The sequence below is a fragment of the Pseudooceanicola sediminis genome (assembly GCF_003575965.1).
In the GTDB taxonomy this organism is placed as follows: Bacteria; Pseudomonadota; Alphaproteobacteria; order Rhodobacterales; family Rhodobacteraceae; genus Pseudooceanicola; species Pseudooceanicola sediminis.
Map to the genome: position 1 here is coordinate 171,151 of NZ_QWJJ01000010.1, position 21,909 is coordinate 193,059.

Sequence of the window (21,909 nt, forward strand, 5' to 3'; positions counted from 1 at the left end):
CGCAAAATTGAATTGACCTTGCCGCAGTGCGGCGGCAGTTTGGCGCGACACCAGACCCGAGGTACCCCCGATGCGCTCCGCCCCCAAGACGCTGCTACTTTCCCTGATCTTCACGCTGGGCGCCGCCGCCGCGCAGGCCCACACCGGCCTGCCGGAAGGCGGGTTCGCCAGCGGGTTCACCCATCCGATCCTGGGCTGGGATCACGTCATCGCCATGGTCGCGGTCGGTCTCTGGGGCGCCTTTCTGGGCGCACCCGCGATATGGGCGCTGCCGGTGGTGTTTCCCATGGTCATGGCGGTCGGCGGCGCGCTCGGCATTCTCGGGGTGCCGCTGCCGGCGGTGGAAACCGGGATCGCGCTGTCCGGCGTCGTGCTGGGCCTGCTGGTGGCCTTTGCGGTGCGTGCGCCGCTGTGGGTCGCAGGCATGATCGTCGGCGTCTTCGCAGTGTTCCACGGCCATGCCCACGGCACCGAGCTGCCGCAGGCGGCCAACCCGCTGGCCTATGGCATCGGCTTCGTCATTGCCACCGGCCTGCTGCACCTGGTCGGCATCGGCTTCGGCTTCCTGACCGCCAGCCCGGCCGGGCGGATCGCGGTGCGCGGTATCGGCGTGCTGATCGCGGCCATGGGCGGGGCCTACCTCGCCGGGATCGCCTGATCCGCGCGCTTCGCCTGTCGCTGCTGCTGGTGTCTGTGCCCCTTGCCGCACAGGCCCATGGCTTTGGCGCGATGGACACACCGATGCAGGCCGTGCTGTCGGGGGCGGCGGCGCTTGCGGCCTATCCGGAAACAGGGCTGCCCCTGATCGCCCTCGGCCTTTGGCTGGCCTTCTGCGGCGGCATCGCCCGCGGCGGCATCGCCCTTGTCGCGGGCCTCGGCGCGGGCATCCTGCTGGCCCCCTTCGCGCCGGGGGCAGTCTCCGTGCTCTCACTGGTGGCCGGCACGCTGGTGGCGGCGGGAACGGCCCTGATCGGACCGCGGCTGCCCGGCCGAGCCGGCCCGCCCATCGCGGCCCTGACCACCACCATGGCGCTGGCAAGCCTGCTGCACGGCCAGGGCTTTGACAGCCTGCCGGTCGCCTTTGTCGCGGGGGTTATGGGGGCCGCGCTGCTGGCCGTGATCCTGCCATCGACGCTGGCCGGAGTCGTATTGCGCGGCGGCGGCGCGGCGTGGCGCGCCCTTGCGGTCAGGATCGCGGCAAGCTGGCTCACCGCGATCCTCGTGCTGGTCATCGCCTTCGGTCTGAGATCCGCCTGAAGGCTCTTCGCGCGATCCGGGCAGGCTCTATTCTGCGGCGGCGCGCCGTGGCAGAACCCAGTCGGGGCGCGCAAAGTGGCAGGTATACCCGTTCGGAATACGCTTCAGGTAATCCTGATGCTCCGGCTCGGCCTCCCAGAAATCCCCCACCGGGGCGACCTCGGTCACCACCTTGCCCGGCCAGATGCCGCTGGCATCGACATCGGCAATCGTCTCCTCCGCCACGGCCTTTTGCGCCTCGTCAACATAATAGATGGCCGACCGGTACGACATGCCAAGGTCATTGCCCTGCCGGTTCAACGTCGTCGGATCGTGGATCTGAAAGAAGAACTCCAGGATCTTGCGATAGCTGAGCGTTTCAGGGTCGAACATGATCTCGATCGCCTCGGCATGGGTGCCGTGGTTGCGATAGGTTGCGTTCGGCACGTCACCGCCGGAATAACCGACACGGGTGCTCTGCACGCCGGGCATCCGCCGGATCAGATCCTGCATGCCCCAGAAACAGCCCCCCGCCAGCACGGCGCGTTCGATATTGCCCTGTGCAATGGTCATGCCAATTCCTCCACCTGATCAATGTAGGAGGCATATCCTTCGGCCTCCATGTCCTCTTTCGCGATAAAGCGCAGCGAGGCCGAGTTGATGCAATAGCGCAGCCCCCCCCGATCCCGCGGACCATCGGGAAAGACGTGGCCCAGGTGGCTGTCGCCATGTTTCGAGCGGACCTCGATGCGCACCATGCCGTGGCTTTCATCGCGCAGCTCGACCACGTTGTCGGGTTCGATGGGTTTGACAAAGCTGGGCCAACCGCACCCGCTCTCATACTTTGCGGCACTGGCGAACAGCGGCTCACCCGAGACGATGTCGACATAGATGCCGCTGGCCTTGTTGTCGTTCAGCGGCCCGGTGCCGGGCCGTTCGGTGCCATTTTGCTGGGTGACGCGGAATTGTTCCGGTGTCAGCCGGGCGATGGCCTCTTCACTCTTGCTGTATTGGGACATGACGCCTCCTGATGTCTTTGGGGGCAATGTGGGCGCTTGCCAGCGTTTTGGAAAGCCCCCGTCGCGCAAAGGTGACACACCGGCGCCGCGCCGCGCAGGCACGATACGCACCAAGACTATCGTTTAAATTGTATGTACTCATGCGAATCCGTCGTCATGAAACACGCCAACCCGACATGATCACACCCGCCCTTAGCCATTGTTATAAAACGTATTTTCACACCGAAAACGAAAAGCATCCGATCCCATTCCGAAAATAAAATATATGTTTTCACAATAAATTTGGATCAATTCACTCGCCCCTTGCGTTTCTAAAGCACCTGCCCCGCGAAACGCATTGCGGCAGGGCCGCGGGCATCCCATGCAAAATACTGGTGCATCTTTCGCCGCGCGGAGCAGTCGCATTCAAGCGCATCCAAGGAGGAAGAGACCAAGATGAAACTCATTCAAACAGGACTAAAGTCGATTCAACCGCGTCAGGCCCTCAGCGTTCTCGCGGTGATCGCGGTAATGGCACCACCGGCCACGATGGCCCAGGTCAGTGCCACGGCCGATGTCGGGATTGGCGGCGGGGACGGCGTTGGCGTGTCGGCCGATGTCGGGATCGGCGGCGGGGACGGCGTTGGCGTCTCGGCCGATGTCGGGATCGGTGGCGGTTCAGGGGTCAACGCAAGCGCCGATGTCGGCGTGGGCGGCTCTGGCAGCAGCTCCGGGGGCGGCTCCGGTGTCAGCGTCGATGCCGACGTCGGGATCGGCGGCTCCGGTGGCAGTTCCGGTGGCGGCACAGGCGGCGGTTCGGGCGGCAGCACCGGCGGCGGCACTGGTGGCAGCACCGGCGGATCTGGTGGCGGTACCGGCAGCGGCTCTGGGTCCGGATCAGGCTCCGGCACGGGCAGCGGCTCCGGATCTGGCACCGGGACAGGTGGCACCGGCGGCAGCGGCAGCGGAACTGGCAGCGGAACCGGTGGCAGCGGAACTGGCAGCGGCTCGGCATCAGGAGCGGGCAGTGCGGCAACGGCGGGCAATACGACCGGCGTGCAAACGACTACCCGCGCCATGTTCGACCTTCGTTATGTCACGCTTCAATCCTACGACTACATCACGGTCAGCCAGCTTCAACGCGCCGGCAAACTGCGCCCCGCGACACTGGATCAACGCCTTGTCCAGGCCCGCGCTGAAATCAATGCGCTTCAGGACAAGATATCGGGTGTCGATCCCCTGGTGCGCCGCCTGGCACAGGACGGATACCAACCCAATGACGTCGTTGGTGTCTATTCCGAAGGCAATGGCGAAAACTGGCTGCTGGTCGACGACCGACCCTGAAACCGGTGCTGAGCAGCGGACGAGGCGCGAACGCGCCCACCCCCAGACGACAACACCCAGGCCCCTCGATCCGCGTGATCGGGGGTCCGCATCATGAACCCATCCCGACAGGGCAGTCGAAGAGGCCGGCTCCTATCAGCGCAGACGCGCCACGGCCCACCGGGCCGCATCGGCCACGGTGGCATCGGCATCCTCGGTCAACCCCTGCGCGACGGGCAGCAGAGACGGAACCGCAGAGTTCCCGATGGCATACAGCACATTGCGTACAAAGCGATCCCGCCCGATCCGCTTGATGGGCGATCCGCTGAAACGGGCGCGGAACCCGGCGTCATCCAATGCCGCCAGCTCGGCCAGGGACGGCGCGCGCAGATCGTCGCGGGCATGGTATTTCACTTCGCTGGCGCGGCGCGCGAACTTGTTCCAGGGGCAGACGGCCAGGCAATCGTCACAGCCATAGATGCGGTTGCCCATCCGCGCACGCAGTTCCTCGTCCACGGGCCCCTTGTGCTCGATGGTAAGGTAGGAAATGCAGCGCCGCGCATCCAGCTGGTACGGGGCGGGAAAGGCATCTGTCGGACATACATCCAAACAGCGCCGGCAGCCTCCGCAATGATCGCTCTCGGCCGCATCGGGAAAAAGCTCCAGCGTGGTAAAAATCGCGCCCAGAAAGAACCAGCTTCCCAGATCGCGCGAGACAAGGTTGGTATGCTTGCCCTGCCAGCCAACACCCGCCGCCTGCCCCAGGGCCTTCTCGGGCACGGGGGCTGTGTCCACGAACACCTTCACCTCACATCCGGGTGCCTCCGACACCAGCCAGCGCGCAACTCGCTTCAGCCGCTTCTTGACGACGTCATGGTAATCGCGATTCTGCGCATAGACGGAAATCGCGGCCCGGTCCCGCTGCGCCAGAACCGCCAGAGGATCGCTGTCCGGCCCATAGTTCTCGGCCAGCATCAGGACAGACCGGGCCTCGGGCCAGAGCGCGGTTGGATCCCCGCGCCATTGGCTGCGCTCCTCCAGCCAGCGCATCTGCCCGTGACGTCCGGCTTGCAGGAAAGCCGCCAGCCGCCCCGGCACCTCCGGCACGTCACCAGGCAGGCACAGCCGCGCCGCCGAAAACCCTTCGCCCCGAGCCTGCGCCAGAAGCCTGTCCCTGAGAAACTCCGTCATGCCATGGTTATGACAGAATTATCGCGATGCGACAGGGGGCTCTGCCCCCGTCAGCCAAAGGCTGACTCCCCCGGGATATTTCGAACAGGGAAACAATGCAGGTGGACCAGGGAATGATTGGTTTCCCTGTTCGAAATATCCTCGGGGGGAATGTGTCGAAGGCGCATGGGGGGCAGACAGCCCCCCTCTTGTCTGCTTCAGAAATCCAGGTCGGCATAATGTGCCGGGGGCAGAAACCCCGGCACCTGGTCCATCAGGATATTGCGGAACGCAGGCCGCGATTTCACCTTGGCGTACCAGTCCTTGACTGCTGCGGAGCGGTTCCAGTCGACGTCACTGATATAGTCGAGAGAACTGAGATGGGCCGCCGCCGCGAAATCGGCCAGCGTCATGCGATCCCCGGCCAGCCAACGGCGGTGATCCAGCAACCATGTCATGTAGTCGAGGTGGAACTTGATCGCGCTCAGCCCGGCCCGGACGTTCTTGCTGTCGGGGAACCCCTGACCCGTGACCTTCTTGTTGACCCGCTCGTACAGCAGTTTCGACGTCACCTCGTGCTGGAACTTGTCGTCGAACCAGAACACGAGACGCCGCACCTCGTGACGCTCAATCGGGTCGTCGGGCATCAGCGAGGGTTCGGGATAGACCTCTTCCAGATATTCGCAGATTGCTGCGCTTTCAGCCAGAACCTTGCCGTTCAGCTTCAGCACCGGCACCTTGCCCGCCGGGTTTCGGCGCAGGAAATCGGTGTCCTTTTCCCAGTAGCGCTCCTCGATCAGTTTGCACTCGATCTTCTTTTCGGCCAGCGACAGCCGCACCTTGCGGCAGAAGGGCGACAGGGGGACATGGTAGAGCTCAGCTGTAATCATCATCACCTTCCGTAAACTGTCAGATGAATGCGCCCCCGGGGCGCAGACTTCAATCCTCGAAACAGGCGGCGCGGCCATCCTTGCGGATCGTGGCCGCCCCATCGCGGATTGCCGCCGCCCGTCTCAGCACGAAATCGCTGGGACGAGAGGCGGAGCGATCTTTCGGTGCGGGCAGGATCGCCGCCAGACGCGCCGCCTGATCCGCGTTCAGATCCTTCGGCGCGACACCGAAGTAGTGCCATGCCGCGGCCTCGATGCCAAAGACCCCTTCGTCGAACTCGGCCACGTTCAGGTAGACCTCAAGGATGCGCCGCTTGCTCCACAGCAGTTCGACCACCGGGGTGATCACCGTTTCCAGCGCCTTGCGTACGTAATTGCGGCCATGCCAGAGGTAGACGTTCTTGACCACCTGCTGACTGACGGTGGAGCCGCCACGCCGCGCGCCGCCGTCGATGGCGTGCCGGATGGCGTTCATGTCGAACCCCCAATGCAGGCAGAAATTGCTGTCCTCTGCCGCCACGACCGAGCGCGCCATCACCGGCGCCATTTCGCCCATGGGGACCCAGGTCCGATCGATCCTGCCCAGGCGCGCGCGTTCGCCGGCCATGTAACTGCCGCCCCAGGGGCGCACCACCGAATGCATCGCGATGATCAGTACTGCCAGCACGACAAGGCCCAGCCCCGCCCGGACGCCCCAGCGTGTCAAACGCTTGCGCAACGGGGGGCTGGACGCTTTCGCGCGCGGTTTTCGCTTGGGTTTTGCCTGTTTTGCCACGCGCACAGCTATAGGCCAGACGGGGCCGGGGGCAAAGCAGGAAAGCCGGGCCCCGGCGCCAAGTTGCCCCCGGTGCCGGCGCCGGCCACGAAACAGGGCGGCCCGCTCAGGCCGCCCTGTTTCATCGTGATCAAACGCGGATCACTCGGCCGGCATTGCCTGCTCTTCCTCGACCAGCGGGTGCGGGATGATCTTCAGCATCTCTTTCGGGCAGACCTGGACGAAATTGCCCAGTTCCATGTCCCAGTGCTGCAGGATCTCCTGCGCCTTGCGGCTGCCGGTCTCTTCCAGGTGACGCTCGATCAGCCCTTCCAGCTGGCCGATCCAGTGCTTCACCGTCACCGGGCAGCTGACCAGGGTTTCCATGTTCATCATGTCCGCCGCACGCCCCTCGGGGTCGTAGAGGTAGGCCATGCCGCCGGTCATCCCCGCACCGAAGTTCGGCCCGATGGAGCCGAGGATCACCGCGACTCCGCCGGTCATGTATTCGCACCCGTTGCTGCCACAGCCCTCGATCACGACCTTGGCGCCGGAGTTGCGCACGCCAAAGCGTTCGCCCGCGCGACCTGAGGCGAACAGGTATCCATCCGTCGCACCATACAGCACCGTATTGCCGATGATGGTGTTCTGGCTGGCCATCAGCGGGCTGGCCATCGCCGGGCGCACCACGATGGTCCCCCCCGACAGGCCCTTGCCAACGTAATCGTTCGCCTCGCCCGACACCTCGATCTTGAGGCCCGGTGCCGCGAATGCGCCCAGCGACTGACCGGCGCTGCCGGTCAGCTTGACCGTCAGGTGATCGGGTTGCAGCGCGTTGCGCATCCCGAACTTCTGCACGATATGGCTCGATGTGCGCGTGCCGACCGAGCGGTGCGTGTTCTGCACCGCATAGGACAGCTGCATCTTTTCGCCGTCCTTGAGGAACCGCGCGGCGTCGCGCACGATTTCCACATCCAGCGTATCGGGCACCGGGTTGCGCGGCTTCAGGCGGTTGTAGACGATGTCCTTCGCGCCATCGACCGTGATCAGCAGCGGGTTGAGATCCAGATCATCCAGATGCTCGGCGCCACGGCTGACCTGGTGCAGCAGATCGGCGCGCCCGATCACTTCGTCCAGGGAACGCGCACCGATGGAGGCGAGGATTTCCCGCACTTCCTGCGCATAGAAGGTGATCAGGTTCACCACCTTGTCCGCCGTCCCGGTAAAGCGCGCCCGCAGGCTTTCGTCCTGCGTACACACGCCCACGGGGCAGGTGTTGGACTGGCACTGACGCACCATGATGCAGCCCATGGCGATCAGCGCGGCGGTACCGATGCCGTATTCCTCGGCGCCCATCATCGCGGCCATGACAATGTCACGCCCCGTGCGCAGCCCACCATCGGTGCGCAGCGTCACGCGGTCGCGCAGCTTGTTCATCGCCAGAACCTGATGCGCCTCGGTCAGGCCCATTTCCCACGGCAGACCAGCGAACTTGATGCTGGTCGCAGGCGACGCGCCCGTGCCGCCATTGTGGCCCGAGATCAGGATGATGTCGGCCTTGGCCTTGGCCACACCCGCCGCAATCGTGCCGACACCGGAGGAGCTGACCAGCTTGACCGTCACCTTCACCGTCGGGTTGATCTGTTTCAGGTCATAGATCAGCTGGGCAAGATCTTCGATGGAATAGATGTCGTGGTGCGGCGGCGGCGAAATCAGGGTCACGCCCTTGGTTGAGTGGCGCAGACGCGCGATCAGCTCGGTCACCTTCATCCCCGGCAGCTGACCACCCTCACCGGGCTTGGCCCCCTGCGCGACCTTGATCTCCAGCTCTTCGCACTGGTTGAGGTATTCGGCCGTGACGCCGAAACGCCCGCTTGCCACCTGCTTGATCTTGGCGCTCGGGTTGTCGCCGTTCGCCTCGGGCACAAAGTGTGCGGGATCCTCGCCGCCCTCGCCGCTGTCGGATTTCGCGCCGATGCGGTTCATCGCGACGTTCAGCGTCTTGTGCGCCTCCGGCCCCAGCGCGCCGAGGCTCATGCCCGGCGTCACGAACCGCTTGCGGATCGAGGTGATGCTCTCGACTTCCTCGATGGGAATCGCATTGCCGATGGGCTTGATCGCCAGCAGGTCGCGCAGATGGATCGGCGGGTTCGCCTGCATCCGGGCGCTGAACTGCTTCCAGATCTCGTAGGAGCCACGGTTGCACGCCGCCTGCAACATGTGCATCGTCTGCGCTTCCCAGGCGTGGGTCTCGCCCGACTTGCGGGATTTGTAGAACCCGCCGATGGGCAGCACGTCCTGGCCTTTCAGCCAGCCAAGCCTATGCACTTCCTCGACCTTCTTCTGCACACCGCTGACGCCGATACCGCTGATACGGCTCAACATGCCGGGGAAATATTCCGCAACCATGGCGCGGCTCAGCCCCACGGCCTCGAAGTTCAGGCCACCGCGATAGGACGACACGACCGAAATGCCCATCTTGGCCATGATCTTCAGCAGGCCCTGGTCGATGGCTTCGCGATAGTTGCGCATGTTCTCGGTCAGCGTGCCGTCCAGCAGGCCGCGCTTGATGCGATCGGCCAGCGAATCCTCGGCCAGGTAGGCGTTGACGATGGTCGCGCCACAGCCGATCAGCACGGCAAAGTAATGCGGGTCAATACATTCCGCCGTCCGCACACCCAGGCTGCAAAACGTCCGCAGACCCTTGCGCGTCAGCCAGCTGTGCACAGCGCTGGTCGCCAGGATCATCGGCATCGCCACGCGGTCGGCGCTCTGCATGTGGTCGGTCAGCACGATATGCCCCCCGCCCGAACGCACGGCCTCCTCGGCCTCGGCACGAATGCGCGCCAGCCCGGCTTGCAGGGCATCGTGATCGCCCCCCACCGGGAAGGTACAGTCGATCTCGACCATCTCGGCGTTGAAATGGGTCTTCAGCTCCTCGAACTGGGCGTTCGCGACAAAGGGGCTGTCCAGCACCAGGATTTCCGTCTGCGCGCTGCTCTCGTCCAGCACGTTCTTGAGGTTGCCGAACCGCGTCTTCAGGCTCATCACGCGGAATTCGCGCAAGCTGTCGATCGGCGGGTTGGTCACCTGGGAAAAGTTCTGGCGGAAGAAGTGGCTCAGCGGGCGGTACTTGTTGCTCAGCACCGCCGAAGGCGTGTCATCGCCCATCGAAACCACGTTCTCTTTCGAATCCTCGGCCATCGGCGCCAGGACGTTCTCCAGCTCCTCGATGGTATAGCCCGCCGCGATCTGGCGCTTGCGCAGCTCTGCGCCCTCGAACATCGGCTTTTCCTCGACGTCCAGCGCCTCGTCCAGCTCGTTGATCTTGCCGACCCACTCGCCAAAGGGCTGGCCCGCGGCCAGGCGGTCCTTGATCTCGGTGTCGTGGTACAGCTTGCCTTCCTTGGTATCCACGGCCAGCAACTGACCCGGCCCCAGCGCGCCTTTTTCGCGCACCGTCGCCTCGTCCGTCGGCACCATCCCGGCCTCCGACCCCGCGATCAGCAGGCCATCGCCCGTCACGACATAGCGCATCGGGCGCAGACCGTTGCGGTCCGTGCCGACGCAGGCCCAGCGGCCATCGGTCATCGCCAGCGCGGCGGGGCCATCCCATGGCTCCATCACGCCGTTGCAATAGGAATACATGTCGCGCCACGCCTGCGGCAGCTCGATCGCCTGTTTGGACCAGCTTTCGGGCACCAGCATCGTCTTGGCCATCGGCGCGGACCGACCGGCGCGCACCAGTACCTCGAACACCGCATCCAGCGCCGCCGAATCCGACGACCCCTGCGGGATGATCGGCTTGATATCCTCGGCCAGGTCGCCAAACGTGCCGCTCGCCATGCGGATCTCGTGGCTCTTCATCCAGTTGACGTTGCCCTTCAGCGTGTTGATCTCGCCGTTGTGGGCCAACATGCGGAACGGCTGCGCCAGCCACCACTGCGGGAACGTGTTGGTGGAATAGCGCTGGTGATACAGCGCAAAGGTGCTCTCGAACCGCGTATCCATCAGGTCGGGGTAGAAAACGGCAACCTGCTCGGCCAGCATCATGCCCTTGTAGATGATCGACCGGCACGACAGCGACGCGATGTACAACCCGCCGACACCCTTGGCCTGCGCGGCCTTTTCGATCCGGCGACGAATGACATACAGCTCGCGCTCGAACGTTTCCTCGTCGACACCCTTGCAGTTCGAAATCAGGATCTGCTCGATCTCGGGGCGGGTCGAGTTGGCCTTTTCACCAAGGCATTCGATGTCCACCGGCACATGCCGCCAGCCATAGATGTAATAGCCCATCCGCAGCACTTCGGATTCGACGATGGTCCGGCAGGTTTCCTGGGCGTTGAAATCCGTGCGCGGCAGAAACACCTGGCCGACGGCCATCAGTTCGTCCGTGCGCGGCTCGTGTCCCGTGCGGCGGATCTGGTCGTAAAAGAACGGCACCGGAATCTGCACGTGAATGCCCGCGCCATCGCCCGTCTTGCCATCCGCATCGACCGCGCCGCGGTGCCAGATCGCCTTCAGCGCCATGATCCCCGATTCGACCACCTTGCGGCTGGGTTTGCCGTCGATCGACACCACGAGGCCCACACCGCATGAGGCATGTTCGTGCTCTTCGCGGAAGAGAGAGTTCTCTTCCATGAACTTGCGTTTCGCGGCTTCGGCTGCGGCCCAATTGTCATCATAGGTCGTCATGGCTGTCTCCTTGCATCAGGCGCGTCAATCCGGCGTCTCGTCCGAAGCGACGAAAGGAAATTTCTCTTCATATTCCGCTGCGGTCACCCGCTTGTGGTCGCCCTGAATCGTCAGGGCTGTCAGGCGTTGATCAATGTAGTTTTCGCTGATCGCCGCAAAATCGCGCGCCGCCTCGAAAAGACCGGCGCAAAACTCGTATTCTTCCGACCCGTCATCGCGCAGCCAGATGCCGCTGCCGCAGGTCGGGCAAAAGGCCCGCTGGGCAAACGCCGAGGATCGGTAGACCTTCACCTCTCCCGTGATCTTCACCGCCGTCGCGGGCGCCGTGAACATCGCATAGATGCCCCCTGACCAGCGGCGGCACATGGTGCAATGGCACAGGCCGATTTCGGGGCGATGATCCGTCAGGTGCACGTGAACCGAGCCGCACAAGCACTGCCCGTCGATCCTGGTGTCATGTGACTGTGTCATCTCTTTGCCCATTCAGGTCAGCTTTGCTTACTTTCAACCTTTTGCCGCTGCGGCCCCGGCGGTGTCATTCACCGCCGATGAACCGCCCGGATACCGCCCAGATACCGACGTTGAAAAACTGCCTTTTCAGCGCGTTAGCAATTTCGTCGGTCCGTCGTGTCGGTGTGCCATCGCCGCCCTATTCGGCGGCGATGGCATCCGCTGTTTCCAGGTCTTCCAGGATCGCCGCCGCGCAATCGCGCCCGTCGCGGATCGCCCAGACAACCAGGCTCGCGCCGCGCACGATGTCGCCCACGGCATAGACGCGATCCAGGCTGGTGCGGCCCGATCCGAATTCGGCCCGCACGGTGCCCCAGCGGGTCACGTCCAACCCGTCGGTGTTCCACAGCTTGGGCAGGTCCTCGGGTTCAAAGCCAAGCGCCTTGATCACCAGGTCCGCGTGCTCGGTATAGTCGCTGCCGTCGATCACTTCGGGGCTCTGACGGCCACTGGTATCGGGCGCACCAAGGCGCATCCGCTGCACCATCGCGCCCTTGACGATCCCCGCCGCAGCGCCCGCGCCCTCGGGTTCAATGACCCCGGTGGTAAAGCCGACAGGCGCGGAAAGCCAAACGAACTCAACACCTTCTTCTTCGGCATTGGCCACTTCGCGCTGCGACCCCGGCATGTTGGCACGGTCACGGCGGTACAGGCATTTGACGCTCTCGGCACCCTGACGGATGGCGGTGCGCACACAGTCCATCGCGGTATCGCCGCCGCCGATCACGACGACCTTCTTGCCCGCCGCGTTCAGCTCACCGCTGGTGAATTCCTCGACATCGTCGCCAAAGCTGACCTTGTTCGATGCGGTCAGGTAATCGATCGCGCGCACGATGCCCTCGGCCCCGGCATTTTCGCCCGACAGTTCGCGCGTCTTGTAGACGCCGGTGGCGATCAACACGGCGTCATGCTTGCCGCGAATGGCGTCAAAGCTCAGGTCTTCGCCGACATTGCAGTTCAGGACAAACTCGACTCCGCCCTGCTCCAGCTGCTCGATCCGGCGCATGACGATGTCCTTCTCCAGCTTGAAGCTGGGGATGCCATAGGTCATCAGCCCGCCGGCGCGGTCGTAGCGGTCATAGACCGTGACCTGAACACCGGCCTGGCGCAGCATGTCCGCAGCGGCCAGCCCGCCGGGGCCTGCGCCAATGATTCCAACGCTTTCCTCGCGCTCGACATCCGGCATGACCGGCTTGACCCAGCCCTTTTCCCAGGCGGTATCGGTGATGTATTTCTCGACCGCCCCGATGGTCACGGTACCGTGGCCGGACTGTTCGATGACGCAATTGCCCTCACAAAGGCGATCCTGCGGACAAATGCGGCCGCAGATCTCGGGGAAGGTATTCGTCGCCTGGCTGATGGCATAGGCTTCTTCCAGACGGTTCGTGGCCGTCAGGCGCAACCAGTCGGGGATATTGTTGTGCAACGGGCAGTGACTTTGGCAATACGGAACACCGCACTGGCTGCACCGGCTGGCTTGCTCTTCGGCTTTCGCGGCGGCAAACTCGGAATAGATCTCATCGAAATCGTGTGCGCGAACACTCGCGTCACGTTTCTCGGGCATATCCCGGTCAACGGTCACGAATTTCAGCATCGGTTGCTTCGCCACGGCCTAGCTCCTTTACGCGTCTGTCCCGAAGAGTTTTAAGCGAAGGTGAAAAGGAATAAAAGTCATAAACACTGACCCATTATACTACTTTTTCGCAAGCACCCCACACGACAGGCTATCGCAAATCGTTTTTTAGGTATTAAACCGGACCTATGTGTCAAAATAACGTTCTATGACAAGGCGTTATAAAAACTGAATATTAGGAGACACCCCACTCAATGCCCTTGCTCCAACTCCTGCTTCTGGCGATCATCCAGGGCATTACTGAATTTTTGCCGATCTCGTCGTCCGGCCACCTGATTCTCTTGCCCGGTCTGACGGGCCTTCAGGACCAGGGGCAGATGATCGACATCGCGGTACATATCGGCACGCTCGGGGCTGTCATCGTGTATTTCTGGAGCGATGTGAAAGACGCCCTGCTGGGCCTGCCACGATTGGTGCGTGGCAAGGCCGACACTCCGGGCGCGCGGCTGGCCTTGCTGCTGATCGTCGCCACCATTCCGGTGATCCTGTTCGGGCTGTTCCTGGCCCTGACCGGGATCGACGACATGTTGCGTTCGGTGGCCGTGATTGGCTGGACGATGCTCATTTTCGGGATCGTGCTCTACATCGCGGACCGGCGGGGCGACACCGGCCGCGCCACGCAGGACTGGAGCATGAAGCACGCCTGGATCCTCGGCCTCTGGCAGGCTGTCGCGCTGATCCCCGGCACCTCACGCTCGGGCATCACCATCACCGGCGCGCTGTTCGCGGGCTATGAACGCCAATCCGCCGCCAAGATTTCCATGCTGATGTCGATCCCGACGATCATTGCCTCGGCTGTCTTTCTGGCGGGCGAAGTCATTGCCACCGCAGATGCCGCCGCCGCCCGCGACGGTGCAATTGCCGCGATCTTTGCCTTTCTGTCGGCACTTGTCGCGCTGACGCTGATGATGCGCCTGCTGAAATCGGTCAGCTTCACGCCATACGTGATCTATCGCATCATTCTGGGGCTGTTCCTGCTGTGGTACGCCTATATCCACGGCGCTGCAGTGCCAGCAGCTGCCTGACCCAACGCGTTGGGGAAAAAGGAAAACCCGGCGCAGGACAGCGCCGGGTTTTCGTATCTTGGACAGAGGCGGAAACCCTGCCCCCCAAGTGGCAGACGTCAGATCTTGAGGTTCTTCGCCGATGCCTTGATGGCCGCATATTGACCAGAGGGGCGATAGGGCCACAGGTAATCCGGCAGCACCGCTTCGACTGCGACAGGCTCGATTCCCAGATCGGCAAAGGTCTTTTCCGAACCGCTGACAACATTGTCGACGCGCAGCGCGCGAACCTGGTCGCGGGTCAACATGCTGTTGTGCACCAATCCCAGCGATACCGTCTGAACGCCATCCAGCACCCAGGCCATGAACTGCCCGACAAAGAACGGCAAGTTTGCAACCGCGCGGCGGCGCTGGATCACGCCCAGCATTTCGCGCAGCAGATCGGCAAAGCTGCCCTTGTCCGGGCCACCCAGCTCATAGATGCCGCCAGGCGCGGTGCCCAGAACGCCCTTTTCCGCCGCTGCGGCCACGTCATCCACCCAGACCGGCTGAAATTGCGTCGTCCCGCCAAAGATGCCCAGGATCGGCGTGAACTTGGTCATGTTGGCAAAGCGGTTGTAAAACTGGTCTTCGGCCCCGAAAATCACCGACGGGCGCAGGATCATTGCATCCGGCATATGCGCCAGCACGGCGGCCTCGCCATCAGCCTTGGTGCGCGAATAGGTGCTTTCAGCCTCGGCATCGGCACCGATGGCCGAAATGTGGACCATGCGCAGCGCGCCTTCCTCGGCAGCGATGCGGGCGATTCGCCCGGCGCCGTCGACCTGAACGGCCTCGAAATTGTTCCGGCCCTTGGCATCGAAGGTTCCGACGCAATTCACGACCGCATCCGCCCCACGGGTCACCGCGCGCACCGAATCATCATCGCGAATGTTGCAAAAGACCGGCTCGACCTGGCCGACAACGCCATATGTTCTGACGAATCCGGCCTCATCGGGCCTGCGGCCGGCCACACGGACGCGCCACCCCTGTTGCGCCATGCGCAGGGCGACATAACGACCGACAAATCCCGATCCGCCGAAAATGGTGACGAGCTTGGACATAGGGAAAGACCTCCGGCTAGCCATGGTTTCCCTTTTCCTAGACCTCTGAAACCCTCCGGGCAAGGTGATATGGCGGATTGTGCAAAGCTGTTTACGAAAATGCCAAAAATCGTCGTTGACAGTATTTTCCGTCCCCCCTATACGGCCCCTCACGACACCTGCCCAGGTGGCGGAATGGTAGACGCGCTAGCTTCAGGTGCTAGTGTTCGCAAGGACGTGGAGGTTCGAGTCCTCTCCTGGGCACCACTACCCCCTCAAGGTAGTACGTTGGTTTCGCTCCGGTTTTTCCAGACCGGCTGCGCCTCGCAACCACGTGTCGACCATCCCTTGCACTGCCATACCAGACCACCGCGCACCAACAGCACATCGCAGGGGCGCACGACGGCGGTACGGATCGGCGCGCGACCCTCGGTTGCCGCGATCAGCCGCGCATATTGCGCGCCCTGCACATGTAGATGCACCTCCGTAAGAACCACCCGAGGGCGGCACACCTTGTCGCGCGGCGCGATCACCCGCGCCTCGCCCTCGATCACCACCTTGCCGTGCTGGTTTCGGCAGGTGCACGCCAGCAACAGTCGGTCCCTGTCCTGCTTTTCCGTCACTTCGACCCGCACGATCACCGTGTCGCCCATCCCGACCGGCGCGATCACCCGCAGGCGCTGGCTCAGAAAGACCGTCCGGGTCCGGGCACTTCGGTGCCCAGCACCGCCGAAATCAGCGCGCTACCCCACATGCCATTGGCGACGACACCATGAAACATGTCGGTGGCTGCACATTCGGCATCGACATGCGCCGGATTCACGTCACCCTACATCACCGCGAACAGGTCGGTGTCCTGGGGTTTCAACGTCCGCATCAGCGTCGCGCTGTCCCCCACGGCAATCTCGTCATAGGTCTTGTTCTCGACATAGCGCAGCGGCTCTGCGGCCTCAGGCACGGACATGCAGCCCCCCGTCGACATAGGCAATATCGCCGGAAATCCGCCGCGCACGATCGCTGGCCAGCATGACGGCCATGTTCCCCACGTCCTCGATCGTCACCAGGCACTGCTCGGGCGCGCGGCGGCGTGCGGCATCGATCAGTTCGTCGAAATGCGCGATGCCCGACCCCGCCCGCGTGGCCAGCGGCCCTGGGGAAATCGCGTTCACCCGGATCTGGCAGGGGCCCAGCTCCACGGCAAGCGATCGCATCACCCCCTCCAGCGCCGCCTTGACAGGCCCCATGATGTTGTAGTGGTCGACCACCTTTTCGCCGCCGTAATACGTCATCGTCAGGATCGCGCCGCCGTCGGTCATCAGCGGCTCGGACAGCCGTGCCATGCGGATCAACGAGTGCACAGAGATATCCATCGCGCGGGCAAAGCCGGCACGCGAACATTCCGTCACACGACCGTGCAGATCTTCCGCCGGACAATACGCTATCGAATGGACAAGGATGTCCAACCGCCCCCACCGTGCGCGCACCGCCTCGAACGCCGCCTCCATCTGGCCCTCCGCCTCGACATCCAGCGGCAGCAACAGCGCCGCCCCAACCGCGTCGGCCACAGGTTGCACATGCGGCTTGGCCCTGTCGTTGAAATAGGTCAGCGCCACCTCGGCGCCCTCTGCCGCAAAGGCCTGCGCACAGCCTGCGGCGATGGAATGGTCATTGGCGACCCCCACCACCAGGGCCACCTTGCCTGAAAGTTCGCTCATCTCTGCCTCACGTAGGTTCCCGGCGCATCGCACAGCGCCGCGTATTTTCCCGACAGTGCGCCACCCATCGGCGGCAGCGGCCCGGGCCTGCCCGACCGCGCCTCCAGCCAGGCCGCGAACGCCGGCCACCACGATCCCTGCTGCGGGTCCGTTGCCGCCAGCCATTCATCGGGATCGCGAAAGGGTGCATCCAGCGGCGTATCGGCAATGCGGAAATGGCGGCCCGCGTGCCCCGGCTCGGACACGATCCCGGCATTGTGGCCACCGCTTGTCAGCACGAAGGTCACGTCCGCATCGACAAACAGGTGGATCTTGTAGACCGATCGCCACGGCGCAACGTGGTCTTGTTCGGTTCCCACGGCAAAGACCGGCGCACGAATGTCTGACACGGCCACCGCCTTGTTACTGACATGATACCGACCCTCGGTCAGATCGTTGTTCAGGAACAGCCAGCGCAGATATTCGGAATGCATTCGTGCCGGCATCCGCGTCGCATCGGCATTCCAGGTCATCAGGTCAAAGGCCGCGTCGCGCTCGCCCAGCAGGTAATCCCGGATCATCGGGGCCCAGATCAGATCCCGCGCGCGCAGCAGGGCAAATGCCCCCGCCATCTGGTCCGAGGTCAGATAGCCTGTCTGCGCCATCATGTCCTCGATCAGCGTGACCTCGGACGAACTGATGAACAGGCGCAACTCTCCCGCTTCGGTAAAATCCACCTGCGCGGCCAGCAGGGTGACACTGGCCAGCCGCGCGTCGCCATCTCGCGCCATCGCGGCGGCGGCAATCGCCAGCAACGTTCCACCCAGGCAATAGCCGACGGCATGTATCTGCCCCGCACCGGTGATGGCCTGCACCGCATCCACGGCCTCCAGCACACCCAACTGCCGGTAATCTTCCATGCCCAGGCCGCGATCCTCGGCGTCCGGGTTTTTCCACGACAGGATAAAGACGGTATATCCCTGCTGTACCAGGTACTTGACCAGGGAATTTGTCTGCGAAAGATCCAGGATGTAATACTTCATGATCCAGGCCGGCACGATCAGGATCGGCTCGGGGCGCACGGTTTCGGTCTGCGGCGCATATTGGATCAGCTCGATCAATTCATTTCGGAACACCACCTTGCCCGGCGTCGCGGCCAGGGTGCGCCCGAGCGTGAAATGGGGCAGACGCTGCGGCGGTTCGGCCCCGAACTTGCGGGCAATATCCTCGCTCAGATGCTGCGCACCACGCAGCAGGTTCCGGCCCCTCTGGTCCAGCGTTGCGGCGATCACCTCCGGGTTGGTGGCGGCGAAATTCGATGGTGATACGGCATCGACGGCCAGACCCGTGGCAAAGGCCATCAGGTTCTCGTGCGGGGCGGCCACACCATGTACGCCGGTCACCGCCTGTTGCCACCAGGCCCAGGCCTGCTGATGCGCCTGCGACCAGAGGTGAAAGGGGGGCCTGCGCCAGGCCTCGCCCGCGAACCGCCTGTCACCGTCGGGGGCCTCTTTCGCCTTGCCCCTCATCGCCTTGCCCGTGATCGCCTGTGACCAGATGGCCTGCGCCCCGCGCGTAAATTCCTCGAACAACTCCAGTTGCTTGCCCGGTGACACCGCCAGATGCACCGCCCAATCCATCCAGGCCTCGGCAAACATCGACGGTGCCAGGCCTGCGGTCATCCTGGCCACCCCTGCATGCACCGCACGGTCGATCTCCGCGTAGACCGAGGGCGCTTTCCCAGTGTCCGGCCCGGTCGCTTCGGATACCCGCGTGACGTCAGTCGTCTTGAGGCTGAGCTGATCCAAACGGAGTCTCCCTTTCCCAACTGCGCCAAGGTTTCAACCGACTCTCCTCGTCATCCTACAGGGGGCGCTGCAACGCGGCATTGATCTGTGTCAGCCCGCCGCGGCAGAGGGCAGCCCCCGGCTAGAGCGGCGTCGCGCGCCGGTTCTGCCGCTGGTCCGTCGCCATGTCCGTCGCAACCTGACCCATCATTTCGACCACCTTGCCGGTCTGGTCCATGTAGTCGCGCATCGCGGTCCTGACGAATTCGGCACGGACCTGTTCCGCCTCGGCCAAAGACCGACAGCTCAGCAATGCCTGCTGCGCCGCGACATCCCGCCTGACCCGATGACCGACGAAATCGCTGACTTCGGCGCTGATTGCACTGGCGCCCTCCAGCCATGCCGTGGCCATCTGCACCATCCCCCCGAGACCGTTCGTCAGCGCCGAGGCGGCAAATTCACCAAGGGCACCCGGTGCCCGCTGCGCAGTATCCACCTTGCGTTCCATCTGGTTCTCCTCTCCTGGCTTCTGAGACGTTCAAGCGGTCATTTTACACCGCTGGGACAGGCCCGCGTTGATCCCGATCAACCGAAGGCTGCATGTCCGGCGCCAAGTTCGATGATTTCTGTCGCAATCGCCCCCCCGGCCGGAGGTGGCATAGAACGCCAGCACCCGGGTCCGGCCTCCGTCCACCACGCCCGCCACCGTGGCATCCCCGCAATCGCCCCCCGACATGCACCGGCACAACGACCACGCACGGCCCAGCGTGGGTCCGCACCCAAGTTCCCTGCGGTGATGTAGATCAGCGACATCCCTGCACTGGCCATGCTATCATCGTCGGCAACGGCACAGCCCGCGCGGCACGCTCTCCCGCCCCTCCGGCGTGGGCGCATGCGATGACCCGGCCCGCCCGTGCCAAAGCGAAAGGATGATGGATGCCCGACGATCCCTACAAGACCCTTGGCCTGACCAAATCGGCCACAGCGGACGAGATCAGGAAGGCCTACCGCAAGCTGGTGCGCACCAGCCACCCGGACCTGCACCCCGACGATCCCCAGGCCGAGGCGCGGTTCAAGGCGATCGCCGCCGCGCACGAACTGCTCAGGGATCCCGAAACGCGGGCCCGCTACGACGCGGGCGAAATCGACAGCGCGGGCGTCGAACGCCCGCGTCGCCAGTATTACCGCGATTTCGCCGGGGCCTCCGACAATGCCTACCAGACCCGGGGTGCCCAGGGGCGGGGCGGCTTTGGCGGCGGGGCCGACCCGGCCGATGTCTTTGCCGAAATCCTGCGCAACCGGTCGCGCGGCGGGGCCGGGACAGGCGGCGGTTTCTCGGCACCCGGGCCGGATGCGCGGTTCACCCTCACGATCCCGTTCCTCGAAGCCGCCCGCGGCGGCGAAACCCGCATCACCCTGCCCGACGGATCAAACCTGGCGGTCCGCATTCCACAGGGCACCGAGGACGGTCAGACCCTGCGCCTGCGTGGCAAGGGCCAGCCGGGCTACGCGGGTGGGCCCGCGGGGGATGCGCTGATCACGGTACACGTGCGCCCCCACCCGGTTTTCCGACGCGACGGCGACGATATTCTGGTCATACTGCCCATCACGATCGACGAAGCCGTGCTCGGCGGCAAGGTCACTGCACCCACCATCGACGGCCCGGTCGGGCTGACCATTCCCAAGGGGGCCAGCTCGGGTCACACCCTGCGCCTGCGCGGCCGTGGCATCGCGCGCGGCGGCACCGGCAGCAAAGGCGACCAGCGGGTCGAGCTCCGCATCGTGTCTCCTCCCGGACAGGACAAGGCGCTGGCAGACTTCCTCACCGAATGGCGCAAGACACAGGCCCATGACCCCCGCGCCGAGATGCTGAAGGATGCCGGGACATGAGCACACGTTTCACAGAAGACGAGGTCATCGCCGCCGTCACCCGCCTGACCCGCCCTCAGCTCATAAGGTATATCGAGGTCGCCTTCGTCCGCCCCGAACGCGCCGAACAGGGCTACCTCTTCCGCCAGGTCGACCTGGCCCGGCTGGAACTGCTCTGCGACCTTTCACAGGATCTGGAACTGGACGAGAATGCCCTGCACGTGGTGATACCGCTGCTCGATCAGCTGCACGCCGCACGACTGGACCTGGCCCGCCTCACCGACACGCTCAGGGCCCTGCCCCCCGACCTGCAGGACCGCATCGCAAGATATACGGCTCAACGCTAGGGCTGCAGTCGCCCTCATCAGGCACCGCAGACCCCTCTTAGACCCCGCCTTCCGAGGCGCGCTGCATCTCCTGCGAAAACTGTCGCCGCAACCGGCGCCGCACTTCGGCGGCGCGATTGCGCGCACGTTGCAGATCCGTGTCGATCCGCAGGTCCGGAACCTCGGCGGGCCGCCCGTCGTCACCCACAGCCACCATGGTGAAATAGCACGAATTGGTGTGGCGCGACTCGCCACTGCGGATGTCCTGCGCCTCGACACGGATGCCGATCTCCATCGAGGTCCGGCCCGCATGATTGACGCTCGCGCGAAAGGTCACGAGCTCACCGACATTGATCGGCTCCTTGAAGGTCACCTGATCGACGGACAACGTCACCGCGTAACGCTTGGAAAATCTCGAGGCGCAGGAAAATGCCACCCTGTCGAGCAGGTTGAGCAACGCACCCCCATGCACCTTGCCACTGAAATTGGCCATGTCCGGAGTCATGAGCACGGTCATCTCCAGTTCCCTGTGGTCCATCCGCACGCTCCATGTCTGCAACAGCTTCTCCGCTATCGTCCGACCGACCCTAACCCCCGCATCGCCGACCGCAACCACATAGCCGCACCGCACCCCTTACCTTTGCGGTGCACGGGTTGCCTTATCCGCGCTCTGGGGGGCTCTGCCCCCGGCAGCTTTGCTGCCTCCCCCGGGATATTTCGAACAGGGAAACATGTAAGCACCGGCGCTCCCTGTCATCTGGCTGGAAATACCCCCGCCGGAGGCTCCCGGACTGGCCGTGCGTCCTGCGGCCCGAAGGTGGGGCCGCACCGCTCCGATACCGCTCCGACACCGCCCTGATACCGACGTGCTCGAATCCCCTCTCCGCGCTTGTTGCCGAGGCGGAGAGGGGGTGGGGGACTCAGCCGAAGACGCG

The 21,909-nt window shown here is 64.1% G+C and carries 22 protein-coding genes and 1 tRNA gene; 7 read left to right on the top strand and 16 right to left on the bottom strand.

Features of this window, described 5'->3' with window-relative positions:
- The first annotated feature begins 70 nt into the window (after positions 1-70).
- Positions 71-658, top strand: coding sequence for a HupE/UreJ family protein (locus DL237_RS12935; protein WP_119399477.1), 588 nt, complete (start codon positions 71-73; stop codon positions 656-658).
- Positions 659-687: 29 nt separating this feature from the next.
- On the top strand, positions 688-1,257 hold the full coding sequence (locus tag DL237_RS12940) for a hypothetical protein (RefSeq protein WP_147405346.1): 570 nt from the start codon (positions 688-690) through the stop codon (positions 1,255-1,257).
- Between the two features lie 27 nt (positions 1,258-1,284).
- On the opposite strand, the gene msrA is transcribed toward DL237_RS12940, so the two are convergent.
- The gene (gene msrA, locus DL237_RS12945) at positions 1,285-1,809 is read right to left on the bottom strand and encodes a peptide-methionine (S)-S-oxide reductase MsrA (protein WP_119399479.1); all 525 of its coding nucleotides are present in this window, start codon (positions 1,807-1,809) and stop codon (positions 1,285-1,287) included.
- Positions 1,806-2,255: a peptide-methionine (R)-S-oxide reductase MsrB gene (gene msrB / locus DL237_RS12950; RefSeq protein ID WP_119399480.1), complete on the bottom strand. Its 450-nt coding sequence runs from the start codon at positions 2,253-2,255 to the stop codon at positions 1,806-1,808. The genes msrA and msrB overlap by 4 nt, the downstream gene beginning before the upstream one ends.
- Before the next feature lie 435 nt (positions 2,256-2,690).
- Here msrB and DL237_RS20735 point away from each other — a divergent pair, with 435 nt between their 5' ends.
- The gene (locus tag DL237_RS20735; RefSeq protein WP_199672075.1) at positions 2,691-3,578 is read left to right on the top strand and encodes a hypothetical protein; all 888 of its coding nucleotides are present in this window, start codon (positions 2,691-2,693) and stop codon (positions 3,576-3,578) included.
- A gap of 135 nt (positions 3,579-3,713) precedes the next feature.
- Here DL237_RS20735 and queG read toward each other — a convergent pair whose 3' ends face one another.
- The 6 genes from queG to DL237_RS12985 all read right to left on the bottom strand — a co-directional run bounded on the left by queG (position 3,714) and on the right by DL237_RS12985 (position 13,188).
- The gene (gene queG / locus DL237_RS12960) at positions 3,714-4,748 is read right to left on the bottom strand and encodes a tRNA epoxyqueuosine(34) reductase QueG (RefSeq protein ID WP_119399481.1); all 1,035 of its coding nucleotides are present in this window, start codon (positions 4,746-4,748) and stop codon (positions 3,714-3,716) included.
- A gap of 197 nt (positions 4,749-4,945) precedes the next feature.
- Entirely contained in the window at positions 4,946-5,617 is a 672-nt protein-coding gene (gene fzlA / locus DL237_RS12965; RefSeq protein ID WP_119399516.1) for an FtsZ-binding protein FzlA, read from the bottom strand.
- Between the two features lie 49 nt (positions 5,618-5,666).
- A complete protein-coding gene (gene mtgA / locus DL237_RS12970; RefSeq protein WP_407691910.1) occupies positions 5,667-6,404 on the bottom strand; it encodes a monofunctional biosynthetic peptidoglycan transglycosylase in 738 nt (245 codons plus the stop codon).
- Positions 6,405-6,533: 129 nt separating this feature from the next.
- Entirely contained in the window at positions 6,534-11,069 is a 4,536-nt protein-coding gene (gene gltB / locus DL237_RS12975) for a glutamate synthase large subunit (protein ID WP_119399482.1), read from the bottom strand.
- A 24-nt stretch (positions 11,070-11,093) separates the two neighbouring features.
- Complete coding sequence (locus DL237_RS12980; RefSeq protein WP_119399518.1) at positions 11,094-11,540, bottom strand: GFA family protein; 447 nt, start codon at positions 11,538-11,540, stop codon at positions 11,094-11,096.
- Between the two features lie 178 nt (positions 11,541-11,718).
- A complete protein-coding gene (locus DL237_RS12985; protein WP_119399483.1) occupies positions 11,719-13,188 on the bottom strand; it encodes an NAD(P)-dependent oxidoreductase in 1,470 nt (489 codons plus the stop codon).
- Between the two features lie 218 nt (positions 13,189-13,406).
- Here DL237_RS12985 and DL237_RS12990 point away from each other — a divergent pair, with 218 nt between their 5' ends.
- Complete coding sequence (locus DL237_RS12990) at positions 13,407-14,237, top strand: undecaprenyl-diphosphate phosphatase (RefSeq protein ID WP_119399484.1); 831 nt, start codon at positions 13,407-13,409, stop codon at positions 14,235-14,237.
- A gap of 98 nt (positions 14,238-14,335) precedes the next feature.
- On the opposite strand, the gene DL237_RS12995 is transcribed toward DL237_RS12990, so the two are convergent.
- Positions 14,336-15,319 carry a complex I NDUFA9 subunit family protein gene (locus DL237_RS12995; RefSeq protein ID WP_119399485.1) on the bottom strand — a complete coding sequence of 328 codons (984 nt, stop codon included), beginning with the start codon at positions 15,317-15,319 and terminating at the stop codon, positions 14,336-14,338.
- A 160-nt stretch (positions 15,320-15,479) separates the two neighbouring features.
- Here DL237_RS12995 and DL237_RS13000 point away from each other — a divergent pair.
- A tRNA-Leu gene (locus DL237_RS13000) sits at positions 15,480-15,565 on the top strand.
- An 8-nt stretch (positions 15,566-15,573) separates the two neighbouring features.
- Here DL237_RS13000 and DL237_RS20870 read toward each other — a convergent pair.
- The 6 genes from DL237_RS20870 to DL237_RS13020 form a co-directional block, all read right to left on the bottom strand.
- Positions 15,574-15,969 (bottom strand): hypothetical protein, encoded by a 396-nt coding sequence (locus tag DL237_RS20870; RefSeq protein WP_233544985.1) that lies wholly within the window; start codon positions 15,967-15,969, stop codon positions 15,574-15,576.
- A gap of 14 nt (positions 15,970-15,983) precedes the next feature.
- Positions 15,984-16,121, bottom strand: a complete 138-nt coding sequence (locus tag DL237_RS20875) for a MaoC/PaaZ C-terminal domain-containing protein (RefSeq protein WP_233544986.1) — start codon at positions 16,119-16,121, stop codon at positions 15,984-15,986.
- 6 nt (positions 16,122-16,127) lie between these two features.
- Positions 16,128-16,262 (bottom strand): hypothetical protein, encoded by a 135-nt coding sequence (locus tag DL237_RS20985; protein WP_267897021.1) that lies wholly within the window; start codon positions 16,260-16,262, stop codon positions 16,128-16,130.
- Positions 16,249-17,013 (bottom strand): enoyl-ACP reductase FabI, encoded by a 765-nt coding sequence (gene fabI / locus DL237_RS13010; RefSeq protein WP_119399486.1) that lies wholly within the window; start codon positions 17,011-17,013, stop codon positions 16,249-16,251. The genes DL237_RS20985 and fabI overlap by 14 nt, the downstream gene beginning before the upstream one ends.
- A complete protein-coding gene (locus DL237_RS13015; protein ID WP_407691911.1) occupies positions 17,010-18,707 on the bottom strand; it encodes a PHA/PHB synthase family protein in 1,698 nt (565 codons plus the stop codon). The genes fabI and DL237_RS13015 overlap by 4 nt, the downstream gene beginning before the upstream one ends.
- 214 nt (positions 18,708-18,921) lie before the next feature.
- Positions 18,922-19,287: a phasin family protein gene (locus tag DL237_RS13020; protein WP_119399488.1), complete on the bottom strand. Its 366-nt coding sequence runs from the start codon at positions 19,285-19,287 to the stop codon at positions 18,922-18,924.
- Positions 19,288-19,715: 428 nt separating this feature from the next.
- Here DL237_RS13020 and DL237_RS13025 point away from each other — a divergent pair, with 428 nt between their 5' ends.
- Together DL237_RS13025 and DL237_RS13030 are read left to right on the top strand one after the other, a co-directional pair.
- Positions 19,716-20,669: a DnaJ C-terminal domain-containing protein gene (locus DL237_RS13025; RefSeq protein ID WP_119399489.1), complete on the top strand. Its 954-nt coding sequence runs from the start codon at positions 19,716-19,718 to the stop codon at positions 20,667-20,669.
- Entirely contained in the window at positions 20,666-20,995 is a 330-nt protein-coding gene (locus tag DL237_RS13030; protein WP_119399490.1) for a chaperone modulator CbpM, read from the top strand. Before DL237_RS13025 ends, DL237_RS13030 begins: the two co-directional genes overlap by 4 nt.
- Positions 20,996-21,032: 37 nt before the next feature.
- Here DL237_RS13030 and DL237_RS13035 read toward each other — a convergent pair whose 3' ends face one another.
- Positions 21,033-21,512, bottom strand: coding sequence for an acyl-CoA thioesterase (locus DL237_RS13035; RefSeq protein ID WP_119399491.1), 480 nt, complete (start codon positions 21,510-21,512; stop codon positions 21,033-21,035).
- Positions 21,513-21,909: the final 397 nt, after the last annotated feature.

Excerpts from the sequence above, each read along its gene's own strand:
- DL237_RS12935 (WP_119399477.1), top strand. The coding sequence starts at position 71 with ATGCGCTCCGCCCCCAAGACGCTGCTACTTTCCCTGATCTTCACGCTG.
- msrA (WP_119399479.1), bottom strand. The coding sequence starts at position 1,809 with ATGACCATTGCACAGGGCAATATCGAACGCGCCGTGCTGGCGGGGGGC.
- msrB (WP_119399480.1), bottom strand. The coding sequence starts at position 2,255 with ATGTCCCAATACAGCAAGAGTGAAGAGGCCATCGCCCGGCTGACACCG.
- DL237_RS20735 (WP_199672075.1), top strand. The coding sequence starts at position 2,691 with ATGAAACTCATTCAAACAGGACTAAAGTCGATTCAACCGCGTCAGGCC.
- queG (WP_119399481.1), bottom strand. The coding sequence starts at position 4,748 with ATGACGGAGTTTCTCAGGGACAGGCTTCTGGCGCAGGCTCGGGGCGAA.
- fzlA (WP_119399516.1), bottom strand. The coding sequence starts at position 5,617 with ATGATTACAGCTGAGCTCTACCATGTCCCCCTGTCGCCCTTCTGCCGC.
- gltB (WP_119399482.1), bottom strand. The coding sequence starts at position 11,069 with ATGACGACCTATGATGACAATTGGGCCGCAGCCGAAGCCGCGAAACGC.
- DL237_RS12980 (WP_119399518.1), bottom strand. The coding sequence starts at position 11,540 with ATGACACAGTCACATGACACCAGGATCGACGGGCAGTGCTTGTGCGGC.
- DL237_RS12990 (WP_119399484.1), top strand. The coding sequence starts at position 13,407 with ATGCCCTTGCTCCAACTCCTGCTTCTGGCGATCATCCAGGGCATTACT.
- DL237_RS12995 (WP_119399485.1), bottom strand. The coding sequence starts at position 15,319 with ATGTCCAAGCTCGTCACCATTTTCGGCGGATCGGGATTTGTCGGTCGT.
- DL237_RS20985 (WP_267897021.1), bottom strand. The coding sequence starts at position 16,262 with ATGTCCGTGCCTGAGGCCGCAGAGCCGCTGCGCTATGTCGAGAACAAG.
- fabI (WP_119399486.1), bottom strand. The coding sequence starts at position 17,013 with ATGAGCGAACTTTCAGGCAAGGTGGCCCTGGTGGTGGGGGTCGCCAAT.
- DL237_RS13020 (WP_119399488.1), bottom strand. The coding sequence starts at position 19,287 with ATGGAACGCAAGGTGGATACTGCGCAGCGGGCACCGGGTGCCCTTGGT.
- DL237_RS13025 (WP_119399489.1), top strand. The coding sequence starts at position 19,716 with ATGCCCGACGATCCCTACAAGACCCTTGGCCTGACCAAATCGGCCACA.
- DL237_RS13030 (WP_119399490.1), top strand. The coding sequence starts at position 20,666 with ATGAGCACACGTTTCACAGAAGACGAGGTCATCGCCGCCGTCACCCGC.
- DL237_RS13035 (WP_119399491.1), bottom strand. The coding sequence starts at position 21,512 with ATGGACCACAGGGAACTGGAGATGACCGTGCTCATGACTCCGGACATG.